The following is a 14,417-nucleotide window of genomic DNA, read 5'->3' on the forward strand; positions in this document are numbered from 1 at the left end:
GCCTAATTCCTCACTAGGAGAATTGACTCATGGCACACAAAAAAGCTGGTGGTAGTACCCGTAACGGTCGCGACTCAGAAGCCAAACGCCTTGGCGTGAAGATGTATGGCGGCCAGGTTATCATTCCGGGCAACATCATCGTGCGTCAGCGCGGCACCCAATTCCACGCCGGTTACGGTGTTGGCATGGGTAAAGATCACACTCTGTTCGCTAAAATCGACGGCGTGATCAAGTTTGAAGTAAAAGGCGCTTTCAACCGCCGTTACGTGAGCATTGTCCCGAAGACTGAAGTCGTCGCGGCATAATTACGTAGTTGCTGGAAAAGCCCTGTCTCGCGACGGGGCTTTTTCGTTTGTGGGGTGAGTCTCTTGCAAAGCTGTTTGTGATGGGCGAAAGCAGTGGATTTGCGGTCGTTGCTTGAGGTCGCTGCGCTCATTTTTGCAAGAGTCTTATGTCTTGGTTTCTTAAGCTCGTCCGTGTGGCGAGAGGCGTTTTGTTATGAAGTTCGTTGATGAAGTTTCGATCCGAGTAAAAGCTGGCGACGGCGGTAACGGTTGCATGAGTTTCCGTCGGGAAAAATTCATCGAAAACGGTGGTCCTAACGGTGGTGATGGTGGTGATGGCGGCTCGGTCTACATGATCGCCGACGAAAACCTCAACACCCTGGTGGACTACCGTTACACCCGGCACTTTGATGCCGAGCGTGGCTCCAACGGCGGCAGCACCGACTGCACCGGTAAAAAAGGCGAAGAGCTTGTACTGCGGGTTCCGGTCGGCACCACCGTGATCGACTCCGCAACCCAGGAAGTCATTGGTGACCTGACCAAAGCCGGTCAGCGCCTGCTGGTGGCTCATGGCGGCTGGCACGGTCTGGGCAACACCCGTTTCAAGTCCAGTACCAACCGTGCGCCACGCCAGACCACGCCGGGCAAGCCAGGCGAGCAGCGTGACCTGAAGCTGGAAATGAAGGTGCTGGCTGACGTGGGCCTGCTGGGTCTGCCGAATGCCGGCAAAAGTACGTTCATTCGCTCGGTGTCTGCTGCCAAGCCGAAAGTCGCCGATTACCCGTTCACTACCCTGGTGCCGAACCTGGGTGTGGTCAGCGTCGACCGCTGGAAAAGCTTCGTGGTTGCGGACATTCCGGGCCTGATCGAAGGCGCTTCCGACGGCGCAGGCCTGGGGATCCGTTTCCTCAAGCACTTGTCCCGCACCCGTTTGCTGCTGCACCTCGTCGACATGGCGCCGCTGGATGACACCAGTGCACCGGACGCTGCTGAAGTGATCGTCAGCGAGCTGACCAAGTTCAGCCCGTCCCTGGCTGAGCGTGATCGCTGGTTGGTGCTGAACAAGTGCGACCAGATCCTCGAGGAAGAGCACGAAGAGCGCGTCAAGGAGATCGTTGATCGCCTGGAATGGACCGGTCCGGTCTACGTGATCTCGGCCATTGCCAAAGAAGGCACTGAGCGCCTGACTCGCGACATCATGCGTTACCTCGAAGACCGTGCCGATCGCCTGGCCGCCGACCCTGTCTACAAGGCCGAGCTGGCTGAACTGGATCAGCGCATCGAAGACGAGGCTCGTGCCCAGTTGCAGGCGCTGGATGATCAGCGTGCCCTGCGTCGCAGTGGCGTCAAGTCGGTCCATGATATCGGTGACGATGATTGGGACGAGGAAGACGTGGATGATGAAGATGGTCCGGAAATCATTTACGTGCGCGACTGATTCGTTGCAGTAAACTTAAGCGCCGCTCAATCGAGCGGCGTTTTGGTATCTGGAAATCGGTAGTCACGAATAACGTTATGGGCGGCGCTGGGTCGCGCGGCCCTCTATCTAAGGTTGAAGATGATGCGGAGCAAGGTGACAGGTGCGCAGCGTTGGGTCGTTAAGATCGGTAGCGCGCTGCTGACGGCGGATGGCAAGGGGTTGGATCGTGCGGCCATGAGTGTCTGGGTGGACCAGATGGTGGCCTTGCATGAGGCCGGCGTCGAGTTGGTGTTGGTGTCGTCCGGGGCGGTTGCCGCCGGCATGAGCCGCCTTGGCTGGACCGCGCGACCCAGCGCGATGCATGAGCTGCAGGCTGCCGCCGCGATTGGTCAGATGGGCCTGGTACAGGCATGGGAGTCCAGCTTTGCCGAGCACGGGCGCCACACGGCGCAGATTCTGCTGACCCATGACGACTTGTCCGACCGCAAGCGCTACCTGAATGCCCGCAGCACCCTGCGCGCCCTGGTTGAGCTCAAGGTGATCCCGGTGATCAACGAGAATGACACCGTGGTGACCGACGAGATTCGCTTCGGTGACAACGACACCCTGGCAGCGCTGGTGGCCAACCTGGTTGAGGCTGATTTGCTGGTGATCCTCACGGATCGTGACGGCATGTTCGACGCTGACCCGCGCAATAACCCTGAGGCCCAGCTGATTTATGAGGCGCGTGCCGATGATCCGGCGCTGGATGCGGTGGCTGGCAGTGTCGGCGGTGCCCTGGGGCGTGGCGGCATGCAGACCAAGCTGCGTGCGGCACGTCTGGCGGCGCGTTCCGGCGCACATACCATCATCGTTGGCGGTCGGATTGAGCGGGTGCTGGATCGCCTCAAGGCGGGCGAGCGCATCGGTACGCTGCTGTCGCCTGAGCGTGGCATGCTGGCGGCGCGCAAGCAGTGGCTGGCGGGGCATCTTCAGACGCGCGGTACCCTGGTGTTGGATGCTGGTGCGGTTTCAGCGTTGTCCCAAGGCAACAAAAGCTTGCTGCCGGTGGGTGTAAAACTGGTCCAGGGCAGCTTCCGCCGTGGCGAAATGGTGGTGTGTGTGGCGCCGGACGGTCGTGAGATTGCCCGTGGCCTTGCCAACTACAGCGCCCTTGAGGCGCAGAAAATCATCGGGCAGTCGTCTGAGGCGATTGTCGGTCTGTTGGGTTACATGGCTGAGCCGGAGCTGGTTCACCGGGATAACCTGATTCTGGTTTAAGTAAAAAGGAAGTCTCGATGCGCGTAATGAAGGGATTGCTCGGTTTGCTGCTGGCGATGCCGTTGCTGGCGTCGGCCGAAGAGATTGGCCAGGTGTCGACAGTGTTCAAGTTTGTCGGCCCCAATGACCGGATCGTGGTCGAGGCCTTTGATGACCCGAAGGTGGATGGCGTGACCTGCTACCTGTCTCGCGCCAAGACGGGCGGGGTGAAGGGTGGGTTGGGTCTGGCGGAGGATCGCGCCGAGGCGTCGATTGCCTGTCGCCAGGTGGGCGCGATTCGCTTCAAGGGCGAGCTGAAGGATGGGGATGAGGTGTTCAAGGAGCGCACGTCCCTGGTCTTCAAGACCATGCAGGTGGTGCGTTTCCTCGACAAGAAGCGCAATACCCTGGTGTATCTGGTCTACAGCGACCGCTTGATCGAAGGCAGCCCGCAGAATGCGGTGACGGCGATTCCGATCCTGCCGTGGCCCACAGCGCAATAAATCTGAAGCAGAGCCGGCATGCCGGCTCTTTTTTTGGCTTTCCCAAATCGTAGGCAATAAAAAACCGACCCTGGGGTCGGTTTTTTAACAAGCTTATCGCTTAGGCTGCAGCAGCAAGGTTCAGAGCCTTGATGTGGCCATTCAGACGACCTTTATGGCGAGCAGCTTTGTTCTTGTGGATGATGCCTTTATCGGCCATGCGGTCGATAACTGGCACAGCCAGAACGTAAGCAGCTTGAGCTTTTTCAGCGTCTTTTGCGTCAATGGCTTTAACTACATTCTTGATGTAGGTACGAACCATGGAACGCAGGCTGGCGTTGTGGCTGCGACGCTTCTCAGCCTGTTTTGCACGTTTTTTGGCGGAAGGTGTGTTGGCCACCGTCGAGCTCCTCGAAAGACTTTTTAGGAAATAGCAAACAAAATAGGCCGCGAATCATGCCGATGAGTTGAAGTCTTGTCAAGGGCGTGTGATGCGAACTGCTGAGTGGTCGATCTTAAGAGGCGGGTGATTTATTTCCGGCGCTTGACCTGTAAACTCGCGAGCTTTGGCTCTGTGCTTGTTGCAGGCGCGGAGTATCGCATATGTGGGCCGTTTGTTCGCCTGCTCTTTATCTATAGGCAAAAACTCTTTCAATGAATCTGCTCAAATCGTTGGCCGCTGTCAGCTCTATCACTATGATTTCCCGGGTTCTGGGGTTTGTGCGTGACACGCTGCTGGCGCGTATTTTTGGCGCCAGCATGGCCACGGATGCCTTCTTTATTGCCTTTAAACTGCCCAACCTGCTGCGGCGGATCTTCGCCGAGGGGGCTTTTTCCCAGGCATTCGTGCCGATTCTGGCGGAGTACAAGGCCCAGCAAGGCGAGGAGGCGACCCGCACCTTCATTGCCTATGTTTCGGGTTTGCTGACGTTGGTGCTGACGCTGGTGACGATCGCCGGGATGCTCGCCGCGCCCTGGGTGATCTGGGCCACGGCCCCCGGTTTTGCCAATACACCGGAAAAATTCGCCCTGACCACTGATCTGTTGCGGGTGACCTTTCCTTATATATTGCTGATTTCCCTGTCGTCCCTGGCCGGGGCGATCCTCAATACCTGGAACCGTTTCTCGGTGCCGGCCTTCGTGCCGACCCTGCTTAACGTCAGCATGATTATTTTTGCGCTGTTCCTGACACCGTATTTCGATCCGCCTGTGATGGCCCTCGGCTGGGCGGTCCTGGCTGGTGGCCTGGCACAACTGCTGTACCAGCTGCCGCACCTGAAGAAAATCGGCATGCTCGTGCTGCCGCGTTTGAATCTCAAGGACACCGGCGTCTGGCGGGTGATGCGCAACATGCTGCCGGCCATCCTCGGGGTTTCCGTCAGCCAGATTTCCCTGATCATCAACACCGCCTTCGCCTCGCTGCTGGTCTCGGGTTCGGTGTCGTGGATGTACTACGCCGACCGTCTGATGGAATTGCCGTCCGGCGTGCTCGGCGTGGCACTCGGCACCATCCTGCTGCCAACGCTGTCGCGTACCTATGCCAGCAAAGACCGCCACGAATATTCGCGGATTCTCGACTGGGGCCTGCGCCTGTGCTTCGTGCTGGTGCTGCCGTGTGCCGTGGCCCTGGGGTTGCTCGCCGAGCCACTGACGGTCGCGCTGTTCCAGTACGGCCAGTTCACTGCGTTTGACGCCTCGATGACCCAGCGTGCGCTGATCGCCTATTCCGTTGGGCTGCTGGGCATTATCGTGATCAAGGTGCTGGCTCCCGGCTTTTATGCTCAACAAAACATCCGTACCCCGGTAAAGATCGCGATCTTCACCCTGGTGGTTACCCAGCTGCTCAACTTAGCGTTCATCGGTCCGCTGAAGCATGCCGGGCTGGCGCTGGCGATCAGTGTGGGGGCCTGCATCAACGCCGGGCTGCTGTTTTATCAGCTGCGTAAACAGAAAATGTTCCAGCCTCAGGCGGGCTGGGGCTCGTTTGCGCTCAAGTTGGTGGTGGCGGTGGGGACGATGGCCGCGGTACTGCTGGGCCTGATGCACTTCATGCCGGCCTGGGAGCAGGGCCATATGCTCGAGCGCTTCATGCGCCTGGGAGCGTTGGTGGCGGCTGGTGTGCTGGTGTACTTCGGCATGTTGCTGCTGATGGGCTTCCGCTTGCGGGATTTCAATCGCAAGTCGCTGAGCTAGAGACTTTTCGTCGATAAGACGGTTGTTTTATCGATTCGCGCAAATGGCCTGCGCTGTTGCCTGTCGTCCGGGGCCGGGTGTGGTTATAATCGACCACTTTATGAGCAAGAAGCGCGTTATGCAGCTGGTTCGAGGTCTCCACAACCTGCGCCCCCAGCATCGGGGCTGCGTCGCCACTATTGGCAACTTTGACGGTGTTCACCGTGGCCACCAGGCTATCCTGGCCCGCCTGCGTGAGCGTGCGGTTGAGTTGGGCGTGCCCAGCTGCGTGGTGATTTTTGAACCACAGCCGCGAGAATTCTTTACCCCGCAGACGGCGCCGGCGCGTCTGGCCCGCCTGCGGGACAAGCTGCAACTGCTGGCTGAAGAAGGTGTGGACCGCGTCCTCTGCCTGGCTTTCAACCAGCGCTTGCGCAGCCTCAGCGCCGCCGAGTTCGTCGACCGTATCCTGGTGGACGGCCTCGGCGTGCAGCATCTGGAGGTCGGCGACGACTTCCGTTTCGGTTGCGACCGGGTAGGGGATTTCGATTTCCTGCAGCAGGCCGGCGTCACCCAGGGTTTTACCGTCGAAGCCGCGCAAACCGTCGAACTGGACGGCCTGCGCGTGAGCAGTACCCAGGTGCGTAACGCCCTGGCCGCTGCCGACTTCGCCTTGGCCGAGCGTTTGCTCGGTCGCCCGTTCCGGATTGCCGGGCGGGTGCTGCACGGCCAGAAGCTGGCGCGCCAACTGGGCACGCCAACCGCCAACGTGCAGCTCAAGCGCCGTCGTGTGCCACTGACCGGGGTTTACCTGGTGAGTGTCGACATCGACGGCCAATCGTGGCCCGGAGTCGCCAACATAGGCGTCAGGCCCACGGTTGCAGGTGATGGCAAAGCCCACCTGGAAGTTCACCTTTTGGATTTTGCCGGTGATTTGTATGACCGGCGTTTGACGGTGGCTTTCCACCAAAAGCTGCGTGAAGAGCAGCGTTTCGCCTCCCTGGAGGCGTTGAAAACGGCGATCAATGCGGATGTCGCCGCCGCCCGTGCACTAGCCGCACCTAGCGCCCATCGCTAATGAAGAGCCTTAAATGACCGACTATAAAGCCACGCTAAACCTTCCGGACACCGCCTTCCCAATGAAGGCCGGCCTGCCACAGCGCGAACCGCAGATCCTGCAGCGCTGGGACAGTATTGGCCTGTACGGAAAGTTGCGCGAGATTGGCAAGGATCGTCCGAAATTCGTCCTGCACGACGGCCCTCCTTATGCCAACGGCACGATTCATATCGGTCATGCGCTGAACAAGATTCTCAAGGACATGATCATCCGCTCGAAAACCCTTTCGGGTTTCGACGCGCCTTATGTCCCGGGCTGGGACTGCCACGGCCTGCCGATCGAACACAAGGTCGAAGTGACCTACGGCAAGAACCTGGGCGCGGATAAAACCCGCGAACTGTGCCGTGCCTACGCCACCGAGCAGATCGAAGGGCAGAAGTCCGAATTCATCCGCCTGGGGGTGTTGGGCGACTGGGCCAACCCGTACAAGACCATGAACTTCAAGAACGAGGCCGGTGAAATCCGCGCCTTGGCCGAAATCGTCAAGGGCGGTTTCGTGTTCAAGGGCCTCAAGCCCGTGAACTGGTGCTTCGATTGCGGCTCGGCCCTGGCTGAAGCCGAAGTCGAGTACGAAGACAAGAAGTCCTCGACCATCGACGTGGCCTTCCCGATCGCCGACGAAGCCAAACTGGCGCAAGCCTTCGGCCTGGCGAGCCTGGCCAAGCCAGCCTCCATCGTGATCTGGACCACCACCCCGTGGACCATCCCGGCCAACCAGGCGCTGAACGTGCACCCGGAATTCACCTACGCCCTGGTGGACGTCGGTGACAAACTGCTGGTGCTGGCTGAAGAGCTGGTGGAGGCGTGCCTGGCCCGCTACAACCTGCAAGGCTCGGTGATCGCGACCACTACCGGGTCCGCGCTGGAACTGATCAACTTCCGTCACCCGTTCTACGACCGCCTGTCGCCAGTCTACCTGGCCGAGTACGTTGAACTGGGCGCCGGCACCGGCGTGGTTCACTGCTCGCCTGCCTATGGCGTAGACGACTTCGTGATCTGCAAGCAGTACGGCCTAGTCAACGACGACATCATCAATCCCGTGCAAAGCAACGGCGTGTACGTGCCGTCCCTGGAATTCTTCGGTGGCCAGTTCATCTTCAAGGCCAACCCGGCGATCGTCGACAAGCTGGCGGAAGTCGGTGCGCTGCTGCACACCGAAACCATCACCCACAGCTACATGCACTGCTGGCGTCACAAGACCCCGCTGATCTACCGCGCCACTGCGCAGTGGTTTATCGGCATGGACAAGGAGCCTACCCGCGGCGAAACCCTGCGCAAGCGTGCGATCAAGGCGATCGAAGACACCAAGTTCGTTCCGGCCTGGGGCCAGGCGCGCCTGCACTCGATGATCGCCAACCGTCCGGACTGGTGCATCTCCCGCCAGCGCAACTGGGGCGTGCCGATTCCGTTCTTCCTGAACAAGGAAAGCGGCGAGTTGCACCCACGTACCGTCGAGCTGATGGAAGAGGTTGCCCAGCGCGTTGAACAAGAGGGCATCGAAGCCTGGTTCAAGCTGGACGCCGCCGAGTTGCTGGGCGACGAAGCGCCGCTGTACGACAAGATCAGCGACACCCTCGACGTCTGGTTCGACTCGGGTACCACCCACTGGCACGTACTGCGCGGCTCGCACCCGATGGGCCACGAGACCGGCCCGCGTGCCGACCTGTACCTGGAAGGTTCGGACCAACACCGTGGCTGGTTCCACTCCTCGTTGCTGACCGGTTGCGCGATCGACGATCACGCCCCTTACCGCGAGCTGCTGACCCACGGTTTCACCGTCGACGAGAACGGTCGCAAGATGTCCAAGTCCCTGGGCAACGTGATCGCGCCGCAAAAGGTCAACGACACCCTGGGCGCCGACATCATGCGCCTGTGGGTTGCCTCTACCGATTACTCGGGCGAGATGGCCGTTTCCGAGCAGATCCTGCAGCGCAGCGCCGATGCCTACCGCCGGATCCGTAATACCGCACGCTTCATGCTGTCGAACCTGACCGGTTTCAACCCGGCCACCGACATCCTGCCGGCCGAGGAAATGCTCGCCCTGGACCGTTGGGCCGTGGACCGTACCCTGTTGCTGCAGCGCGAGCTGCAAGAGCACTACGGCGAATACCGCTTCTGGAACGTCTACTCGAAGATCCACAACTTCTGCGTGCAGGAGCTGGGTGGTTTCTACCTCGACATCATCAAGGACCGCCAGTACACCACCGGCGCCAACAGCAAGGCCCGCCGTTCGGCGCAGACCGCGCTGTACCACATCTCTGAAGCGCTGGTGCGCTGGATCGCCCCGATCCTGGCATTCACCGCCGACGAACTGTGGGAATACCTGCCGGGCGAGCGGAACGAGTCCGTGATGCTCAACACCTGGTACGAAGGCCTGACCGAATTGCCGGCCGACTTCGAGCTGGGCCGCGAGTACTGGGAAGGCGTAATGGCCGTCAAGGTTGCCGTGAACAAGGAGCTGGAAGTGCAGCGCGCGGCGAAGGCCGTTGGCGGCAACCTGCAGGCCGAAGTCACGCTGTTTGCCGAAGAAGGCCTGACCGCTGACCTGGCCAAGCTGAGCAACGAACTGCGCTTCGTCCTGATCACCTCGACCGCCAGCCTGGCGCCGTTTGCCCAGGCGCCTGCAGATGCCGTCGCGACCGAAGTCCCGGGTCTCAAGCTCAAGGTGGTCAAGTCCTCCTTCGCCAAGTGCGCCCGTTGCTGGCACTGCCGTGAAGATGTCGGCGCGAACCCTGAGCATCCGGAAATCTGCGGTCGCTGTGTCGACAACATCTCTGGCGCTGGCGAGGTTCGTCACTATGCCTGAAGCCAGTCGTTTTGGACGCCTGGGCTTGCTCGTGTTGAGCGTGCTGGTGCTGGTCATTGACCAGCTCAGCAAGGCTCACTTCGAAGGCGCCCTGGAGATGTACCAGCAGATCGTGGTGATTCCCGACTACTTCAGCTGGACCCTGGCCTACAACACCGGCGCTGCGTTCAGCTTCCTGGCTGACAGCTCCGGCTGGCAGCGCTGGCTGTTTGCCCTGATCGCCGTGGTGGTCAGTGCCGTGCTGGTAGTCTGGCTCAAGCGCCTGGGGCGTAACGACACCTGGCTGGCCGTTGCGTTGGCGCTGGTGCTGGGTGGCGCATTGGGCAACCTGTACGACCGCATTGCCCTGGGCCATGTGATCGACTTTATTCTGGTGCATTGGCAGAACCGCTGGTACTTCCCGGCGTTCAACTTTGCCGACAGCGCCATCACCGTCGGTGCAATCATGCTGGCGTTGGATATGTTCAAAAGCAAGAAAACCGGAGAGACCGTTCATGACTGAACAGGTATTGGCTGAGCAACGCATTGGCCAGAACACGGAAGTCACCTTGCATTTCGCATTGCGCCTGGAGAATGGCGACACGGTCGACAGCACGTTCGACAAGGCCCCGGCGACCTTCAAGGTCGGCGACGGTAACCTGCTGCCGGGTTTCGAAGCGGCACTGTTCGGTTTCAAGGCCGGCGACAAGCGCAACCTGCAGATCCTGCCGGAAAACGCCTTTGGCCAGCCCAACCCGCAAAACGTGCAGATCATCCCGCGTTCGCAGTTCCAGGACATGGAGCTGTCGGAAGGCTTGCTGGTGATCTTCAACGATGCGGCGAATACCGAGCTGCCGGGTGTGGTGAAAGCCTTTGATGACGCGCAAGTGACCATCGACTTCAACCACCCGTTGGCCGGGAAAACCTTGACCTTTGATGTTGAAATCATCGACGTTAAAGCGCTGTAACTAACGAAATCGGCCTACTGCAGAGGCGAGCTTGTTGGGGCTGCTTCGCAGCCCAGCGGGAGCAAGCGCTCTCGCCACACAAGCTCGATCCTACAGGGCAAGACACGAGGCACAGCATGCAAATCAAACTCGCCAACCCCCGTGGCTTCTGCGCCGGCGTGGACCGGGCGATTGAAATCGTCAACCGCGCCCTGGAAGTTTTCGGGCCGCCGATTTACGTGCGCCATGAAGTCGTCCACAACAAGTTTGTGGTCGAAGACCTGCGCAGCCGCGGGGCCATCTTCGTTGAAGAACTGGACCAGGTGCCGGACGACGTTATCGTCATCTTCAGCGCTCACGGCGTTTCCCAGGCGGTACGCACCGAAGCAGCAGGCCGTGGCCTGAAAGTGTTCGACGCGACCTGCCCGCTGGTGACCAAGGTGCACATCGAGGTCGCGCGCTACAGCCGTGATGGTCGTGAATGCATCCTGATCGGCCACGCCGGTCACCCGGAAGTCGAAGGCACCATGGGCCAGTACGATGGCAGCAATGGTGGGGCGATCTACCTGGTGGAAGACGAAAAAGACGTCGCTGCATTGCAGGTGCACAACCCTGAAAAGCTGGCTTTCGTTACCCAGACCACCTTGTCCATGGACGACACCAGCCGCGTCATCGATGCCTTGCGCTCGCGCTTCCCGGCCATCGGCGGTCCACGCAAGGATGACATCTGCTACGCCACCCAGAACCGCCAGGATGCGGTCAAGCAATTGGCCGACGAATGCGATGTTGTGCTGGTGGTGGGGAGCCCCAACAGCTCCAACTCCAACCGCCTGCGCGAACTGGCCGAGCGCATGGCCACCCCGGCCTACCTGATCGATGGTGCCGAAGACATGCAGCGCAGCTGGTTCGACGGTGTCGAACGCATTGGCATCACTGCCGGGGCGTCGGCCCCGGAAGTCCTGGTGCGTGGCGTTATTCAGCAACTGCAGGCCTGGGGCGCCACGGGCGCTGATGAACTGGCTGGCCGTGAAGAGAACATCACTTTCTCCATGCCCAAGGAGCTGCGGGTTCGTTCGCTGCTCTGAGGCCCAGAGTGCCGGCATAGCCCCGGCACAAAGCCTGCTCGGTCTTGTTACTGCGCAGGCTGATACGCCCGCTGGCGGCCAGCACTATTTGATACAGGCTCAGTTGCTGGTCCGTCGCACACACGTGGACGGTGCCGGCGCTGAATGCCCCTGCTGACAGCAGCGGTTCACCCAGGCTGCTGAAGCGTATCTGGGTTCTCACCGGCGTATTCCCCACAATCGGTATCTGCCCACTGTCCTGGCGCTCCAGCAGCACCGGGTTTTTGTCGTCCAGATGGCCGCGACCGTTCAGGTCCAGTATCACCCTCCAACCCCGGCTCCAGTCATCGTCCAATGCATGGATAACCACCGTGCGATTGCGTGCGATGGCTTCTGTACGGGCATAACGCAGTCCGCCGGCAAGGGATTCGGCGGCGCTCTGGCGACGTTGCGATTCAAGCAGCCCCTTGAGGCTCGGCACTGCCAGATTGGCCAGGATGCCGCTCAGGAACAGGCCGAGTATCAGTTCAATCAGCGAGAAACCTCGTTGTTTCATGGGCCGTCCCTCCGTGGACGCGGTGTGCTTTTTCAGTCGGTGCCGGATGGCAGACATAGTTATAGCGCCCAGTCCGGCGGGTCGAATGGTGGCCATTCTGTCCAAAGTATTTCGCTTTGTTCCGGGGGGCAGCGCCCAGGCAATACCGGCGCTAGTCTTGCGTCGCACAGCAGGTTTGCGCTGCTTTCTGATGACCTTCGACATGGATGGCGATGGTAATGAACGCTTTTCCCGTAACGCCCCACCCGCAACCGACCCAGGCCGGAATGACCCTGATCGAGGTCCTGGTATCTGTGCTGATCCTCGCTGTCGGCCTGCTAGGGGCGGCAGTCATTCAGCTCAATGCATTGAAATACACCGACAGTTCCAGGATGACCAGTCAGGCCAGTTTCATTGCCTACGACATGCTCGACCGGATCCGCGCCAATTCGGGTGCTGATTACGCCTGGGGCCAGGGTGAACGCGCGCCCTCCAGCACCTCGGTCGCGAGTGTGCGTGATCTGGACCTGCACGACTTTGAAGCGAATATCGTCGGGTTCGCCGGGGAAAGCGCCAAGGGGTCGGTTGCGGTCAATCAGCGAGAAGTGACCATCAGCATCAGTTGGGACGACTCCCGTGGAGCGAAGGCTCAAGGCACCCGGGAAACATTCACCCTGACCAGCCGGGTTGCAGTCGACCCGAGGGTGTTGCCATGAGATGTCCAGTGTGCGGTTTCAGCCTGGTGGAGATGCTGCTGGCATTGGCCCTCGGCCTGATGTTGATCCTGGGGGTGACCCAGATTGCACTCAGCTCCCGAACCACTTATGCCAGCCAGAGTGCGGCTTCGCTGTTGCAGGATGATGCACGGTTCGCCCTTGGCAAGCTGATACAGGAAATACGCCAGGCGGGCATGTTTGGCTGCTTGTCCGCTGCATCAATCAGCAACGCTCCCGCAGGTTTTGATCGTCCCATTGGATGGAGTACCACCGGCAGTTCCCGGTCCCTGACGCTGGTGACCGCCGACGTCGGGCAGGGTGGCAGCAAGCCGGACTGGACGGTGCTTTCCGATTGCACCGGCTCTGCCCACGCCTATGTTGGAAGCCCGCCGGCAGCGACGCCCGGGCAAATCCACTTCCCACTGCGCAAGCTGACCTACACCTTTGAGGGCGGGCAGCTGAAGTTCAGCACGCTGGCGGCCCCGAGCAAAGCGGTGCTGGTGGATAACGTGGGGGCATTCGATATCAGTTTCGGCGTGGCCGACAAGCCTGGCTCAACGGTTGTCAGCCGATATGACCCCAACCCCGGCGATGAGTCGCTCATCCGCAGCGTGCGGATTCTGCTGACACTTCAGGATCCAAATGGGTTGGTGAAAGACCAGGCCTACAGCGTGGTCGCGGCACTACGTAATCGCCTGGAGTAGCGTGCCCATGGGTTATTACCTCTCCCGTTCGAGGCAGGCAGGCATGGTTTTGCTGATCAGCCTGGTATTCCTGCTGCTGTTGGCACTCCTCGGATTGTCTTCGATGCAGGGAGCAATCTCGCAAGAAAAAATTACCGGCAGCCTTCGACAGCGCAACCAGTCGTTTCAGCAGGCCGAAAGCGGCCTCAGGCTTGGCGAGTCTTTGGTGCAGGCGTCAGGTTTCGCCCTGCGCCCTTGCCACTCGATGGCTGCGTGCGCGCCACCTGCCGAATCGGTTTCGGTAGTGGGGCCGGGGACGAATCCCGTATCGACTGTGACCTGGATAGGGATGAAAGATGGCGTCTACGGTATTCAAAACCTGGGGCCGGGAACGGGTTTGGCTCAACTCCCGGCAGAGGCCCAGGCCACCGTCTATCGCGTGACATCAGTGGGCGTCAGTGGGCACTCACGCTCCGTCCTGGAGTCTGTGTATGCCCGTGTGGGCAGCGGGCCCGGCGAGCGTTTTCGACGAATCATGTGGCGACAACTTCAATAGGTGAGCAGCACGATGGGCAAGGATTGCACAGGCTTCACCCTGATCGAATTACTGATCGCCGTGGCGATCGTCGGACTCCTGGCGGGCGTCGCCTATCCCGGGTATCTCAGCCATATGAAAAAGGTCTATCGCGCGGAAATTGCCGGGTTGCTGAGTGAGCAGGCACAGTACCTTGAGCGCTATTACGCGAGGAACGGCACTTTTATTGATGCGACTGGCGTCATCGCCGGCAATGATCGCTATAGAATCACCCCTGCATTGAACCCTCAGGATTTCGTTCTGCTTGCCACGCCGGCAATTGACTCGGTGATGGCGGGCGATCCCTGTGCCGCCTTCAGTCTGAGCAGTACCGGTGCGCGAAGCAATCCGGGAGCCGCGCCTGATATGACGCGCAAGGCGTGCTGGGGGCAATGATGA

The 14,417-nt window shown here is 60.3% G+C and carries 16 protein-coding genes; 14 read left to right on the top strand and 2 right to left on the bottom strand.

Annotated features, from left to right (window positions below; all coding sequences use genetic code 11):
- Positions 1 to 29 precede the first annotated feature (29 nt).
- From rpmA to HYE77_RS10565, 4 genes are all read left to right on the top strand, one after another.
- Positions 30 to 305, top strand: coding sequence for a 50S ribosomal protein L27 (rpmA, locus tag HYE77_RS10550; RefSeq protein WP_003215862.1), 276 nt, complete (start codon positions 30 to 32; stop codon positions 303 to 305).
- A 193-nt stretch (positions 306 to 498) separates the two neighbouring features.
- On the top strand, positions 499 to 1,722 hold the full coding sequence (gene cgtA / locus HYE77_RS10555; RefSeq protein ID WP_003215864.1) for an Obg family GTPase CgtA: 1,224 nt from the start codon (positions 499 to 501) through the stop codon (positions 1,720 to 1,722).
- A 123-nt stretch (positions 1,723 to 1,845) separates the two neighbouring features.
- Positions 1,846 to 2,964, top strand: a complete 1,119-nt coding sequence (proB, locus tag HYE77_RS10560; protein WP_003215866.1) for a glutamate 5-kinase — start codon at positions 1,846 to 1,848, stop codon at positions 2,962 to 2,964.
- 17 nt (positions 2,965 to 2,981) lie between these two features.
- A complete protein-coding gene (locus HYE77_RS10565) occupies positions 2,982 to 3,446 on the top strand; it encodes a CreA family protein (RefSeq protein ID WP_008432835.1) in 465 nt (154 codons plus the stop codon).
- 100 nt (positions 3,447 to 3,546) lie between these two features.
- Here the strand turns inward: HYE77_RS10565 and rpsT are convergent, their stop codons facing one another.
- Complete coding sequence (rpsT, locus tag HYE77_RS10570; RefSeq protein WP_003215870.1) at positions 3,547 to 3,825, bottom strand: 30S ribosomal protein S20; 279 nt, start codon at positions 3,823 to 3,825, stop codon at positions 3,547 to 3,549.
- A 254-nt stretch (positions 3,826 to 4,079) separates the two neighbouring features.
- Here rpsT and murJ point away from each other — a divergent pair, with 254 nt between their 5' ends.
- From murJ to ispH, 6 genes are all read left to right on the top strand, one after another.
- On the top strand, positions 4,080 to 5,618 hold the full coding sequence (gene murJ, locus HYE77_RS10575) for a murein biosynthesis integral membrane protein MurJ (protein ID WP_008432837.1): 1,539 nt from the start codon (positions 4,080 to 4,082) through the stop codon (positions 5,616 to 5,618).
- 118 nt (positions 5,619 to 5,736) lie between these two features.
- Positions 5,737 to 6,675 (top strand): bifunctional riboflavin kinase/FAD synthetase, encoded by a 939-nt coding sequence (ribF, locus tag HYE77_RS10580; protein WP_003215874.1) that lies wholly within the window; start codon positions 5,737 to 5,739, stop codon positions 6,673 to 6,675.
- A gap of 13 nt (positions 6,676 to 6,688) precedes the next feature.
- Positions 6,689 to 9,520: an isoleucine--tRNA ligase gene (gene ileS, locus HYE77_RS10585; protein ID WP_177068766.1), complete on the top strand. Its 2,832-nt coding sequence runs from the start codon at positions 6,689 to 6,691 to the stop codon at positions 9,518 to 9,520.
- Entirely contained in the window at positions 9,513 to 10,022 is a 510-nt protein-coding gene (gene lspA / locus HYE77_RS10590) for a signal peptidase II (RefSeq protein ID WP_003215877.1), read from the top strand. Before ileS ends, lspA begins: the two co-directional genes overlap by 8 nt.
- A 7-nt stretch (positions 10,023 to 10,029) precedes the next feature.
- Entirely contained in the window at positions 10,030 to 10,467 is a 438-nt protein-coding gene (fkpB, locus tag HYE77_RS10595) for an FKBP-type peptidyl-prolyl cis-trans isomerase (protein WP_003215879.1), read from the top strand.
- Between the two features lie 116 nt (positions 10,468 to 10,583).
- A complete protein-coding gene (gene ispH / locus HYE77_RS10600; RefSeq protein ID WP_003215881.1) occupies positions 10,584 to 11,531 on the top strand; it encodes a 4-hydroxy-3-methylbut-2-enyl diphosphate reductase in 948 nt (315 codons plus the stop codon).
- Here the strand turns inward: ispH and HYE77_RS10605 are convergent.
- The gene (locus HYE77_RS10605; RefSeq protein ID WP_008432843.1) at positions 11,485 to 12,066 is read right to left on the bottom strand and encodes a GspH/FimT family pseudopilin; all 582 of its coding nucleotides are present in this window, start codon (positions 12,064 to 12,066) and stop codon (positions 11,485 to 11,487) included. The genes ispH and HYE77_RS10605 overlap by 47 nt on opposite strands.
- Before the next feature lie 218 nt (positions 12,067 to 12,284).
- Here HYE77_RS10605 and pilV point away from each other — a divergent pair, with 218 nt between their 5' ends.
- The 4 genes from pilV to HYE77_RS10625 are packed head-to-tail and all read left to right on the top strand — an operon-like array spanning position 12,285 to position 14,414.
- Positions 12,285 to 12,761: a type IV pilus modification protein PilV gene (gene pilV / locus HYE77_RS10610; protein WP_008432845.1), complete on the top strand. Its 477-nt coding sequence runs from the start codon at positions 12,285 to 12,287 to the stop codon at positions 12,759 to 12,761.
- Positions 12,758 to 13,465, top strand: coding sequence for a PilW family protein (locus tag HYE77_RS10615; protein WP_177068767.1), 708 nt, complete (start codon positions 12,758 to 12,760; stop codon positions 13,463 to 13,465). The genes pilV and HYE77_RS10615 overlap by 4 nt, the downstream gene beginning before the upstream one ends.
- Positions 13,466 to 13,472: 7 nt before the next feature.
- Positions 13,473 to 14,000: a PilX N-terminal domain-containing pilus assembly protein gene (locus tag HYE77_RS10620; protein WP_102369924.1), complete on the top strand. Its 528-nt coding sequence runs from the start codon at positions 13,473 to 13,475 to the stop codon at positions 13,998 to 14,000.
- A 12-nt stretch (positions 14,001 to 14,012) separates the two neighbouring features.
- On the top strand, positions 14,013 to 14,414 hold the full coding sequence (locus HYE77_RS10625) for a type IV pilin protein (RefSeq protein WP_003215892.1): 402 nt from the start codon (positions 14,013 to 14,015) through the stop codon (positions 14,412 to 14,414).
- Positions 14,415 to 14,417: the final 3 nt, after the last annotated feature.

The sequence above is a fragment of the Pseudomonas sp. IPO3774 genome (assembly GCF_013386835.1).
Lineage (GTDB): Bacteria > Pseudomonadota > Gammaproteobacteria > Pseudomonadales > Pseudomonadaceae > Aquipseudomonas.

Bases quoted from the DNA above. Each gene is read 5' to 3' on its own strand.
- rpmA (WP_003215862.1), top strand. From the start codon at position 30: ATGGCACACAAAAAAGCTGGTGGTAGTACCCGTAACGGTCGCGACTCA.
- cgtA (WP_003215864.1), top strand. From the start codon at position 499: ATGAAGTTCGTTGATGAAGTTTCGATCCGAGTAAAAGCTGGCGACGGC.
- proB (WP_003215866.1), top strand. From the start codon at position 1,846: ATGCGGAGCAAGGTGACAGGTGCGCAGCGTTGGGTCGTTAAGATCGGT.
- HYE77_RS10565 (WP_008432835.1), top strand. From the start codon at position 2,982: ATGCGCGTAATGAAGGGATTGCTCGGTTTGCTGCTGGCGATGCCGTTG.
- murJ (WP_008432837.1), top strand. From the start codon at position 4,080: ATGAATCTGCTCAAATCGTTGGCCGCTGTCAGCTCTATCACTATGATT.
- ribF (WP_003215874.1), top strand. From the start codon at position 5,737: ATGCAGCTGGTTCGAGGTCTCCACAACCTGCGCCCCCAGCATCGGGGC.
- ileS (WP_177068766.1), top strand. From the start codon at position 6,689: ATGACCGACTATAAAGCCACGCTAAACCTTCCGGACACCGCCTTCCCA.
- lspA (WP_003215877.1), top strand. From the start codon at position 9,513: ATGCCTGAAGCCAGTCGTTTTGGACGCCTGGGCTTGCTCGTGTTGAGC.
- ispH (WP_003215881.1), top strand. From the start codon at position 10,584: ATGCAAATCAAACTCGCCAACCCCCGTGGCTTCTGCGCCGGCGTGGAC.
- HYE77_RS10605 (WP_008432843.1), bottom strand. From the start codon at position 12,066: ATGAAACAACGAGGTTTCTCGCTGATTGAACTGATACTCGGCCTGTTC.
- pilV (WP_008432845.1), top strand. From the start codon at position 12,285: ATGAACGCTTTTCCCGTAACGCCCCACCCGCAACCGACCCAGGCCGGA.
- HYE77_RS10615 (WP_177068767.1), top strand. From the start codon at position 12,758: ATGAGATGTCCAGTGTGCGGTTTCAGCCTGGTGGAGATGCTGCTGGCA.
- HYE77_RS10620 (WP_102369924.1), top strand. From the start codon at position 13,473: ATGGGTTATTACCTCTCCCGTTCGAGGCAGGCAGGCATGGTTTTGCTG.
- HYE77_RS10625 (WP_003215892.1), top strand. From the start codon at position 14,013: ATGGGCAAGGATTGCACAGGCTTCACCCTGATCGAATTACTGATCGCC.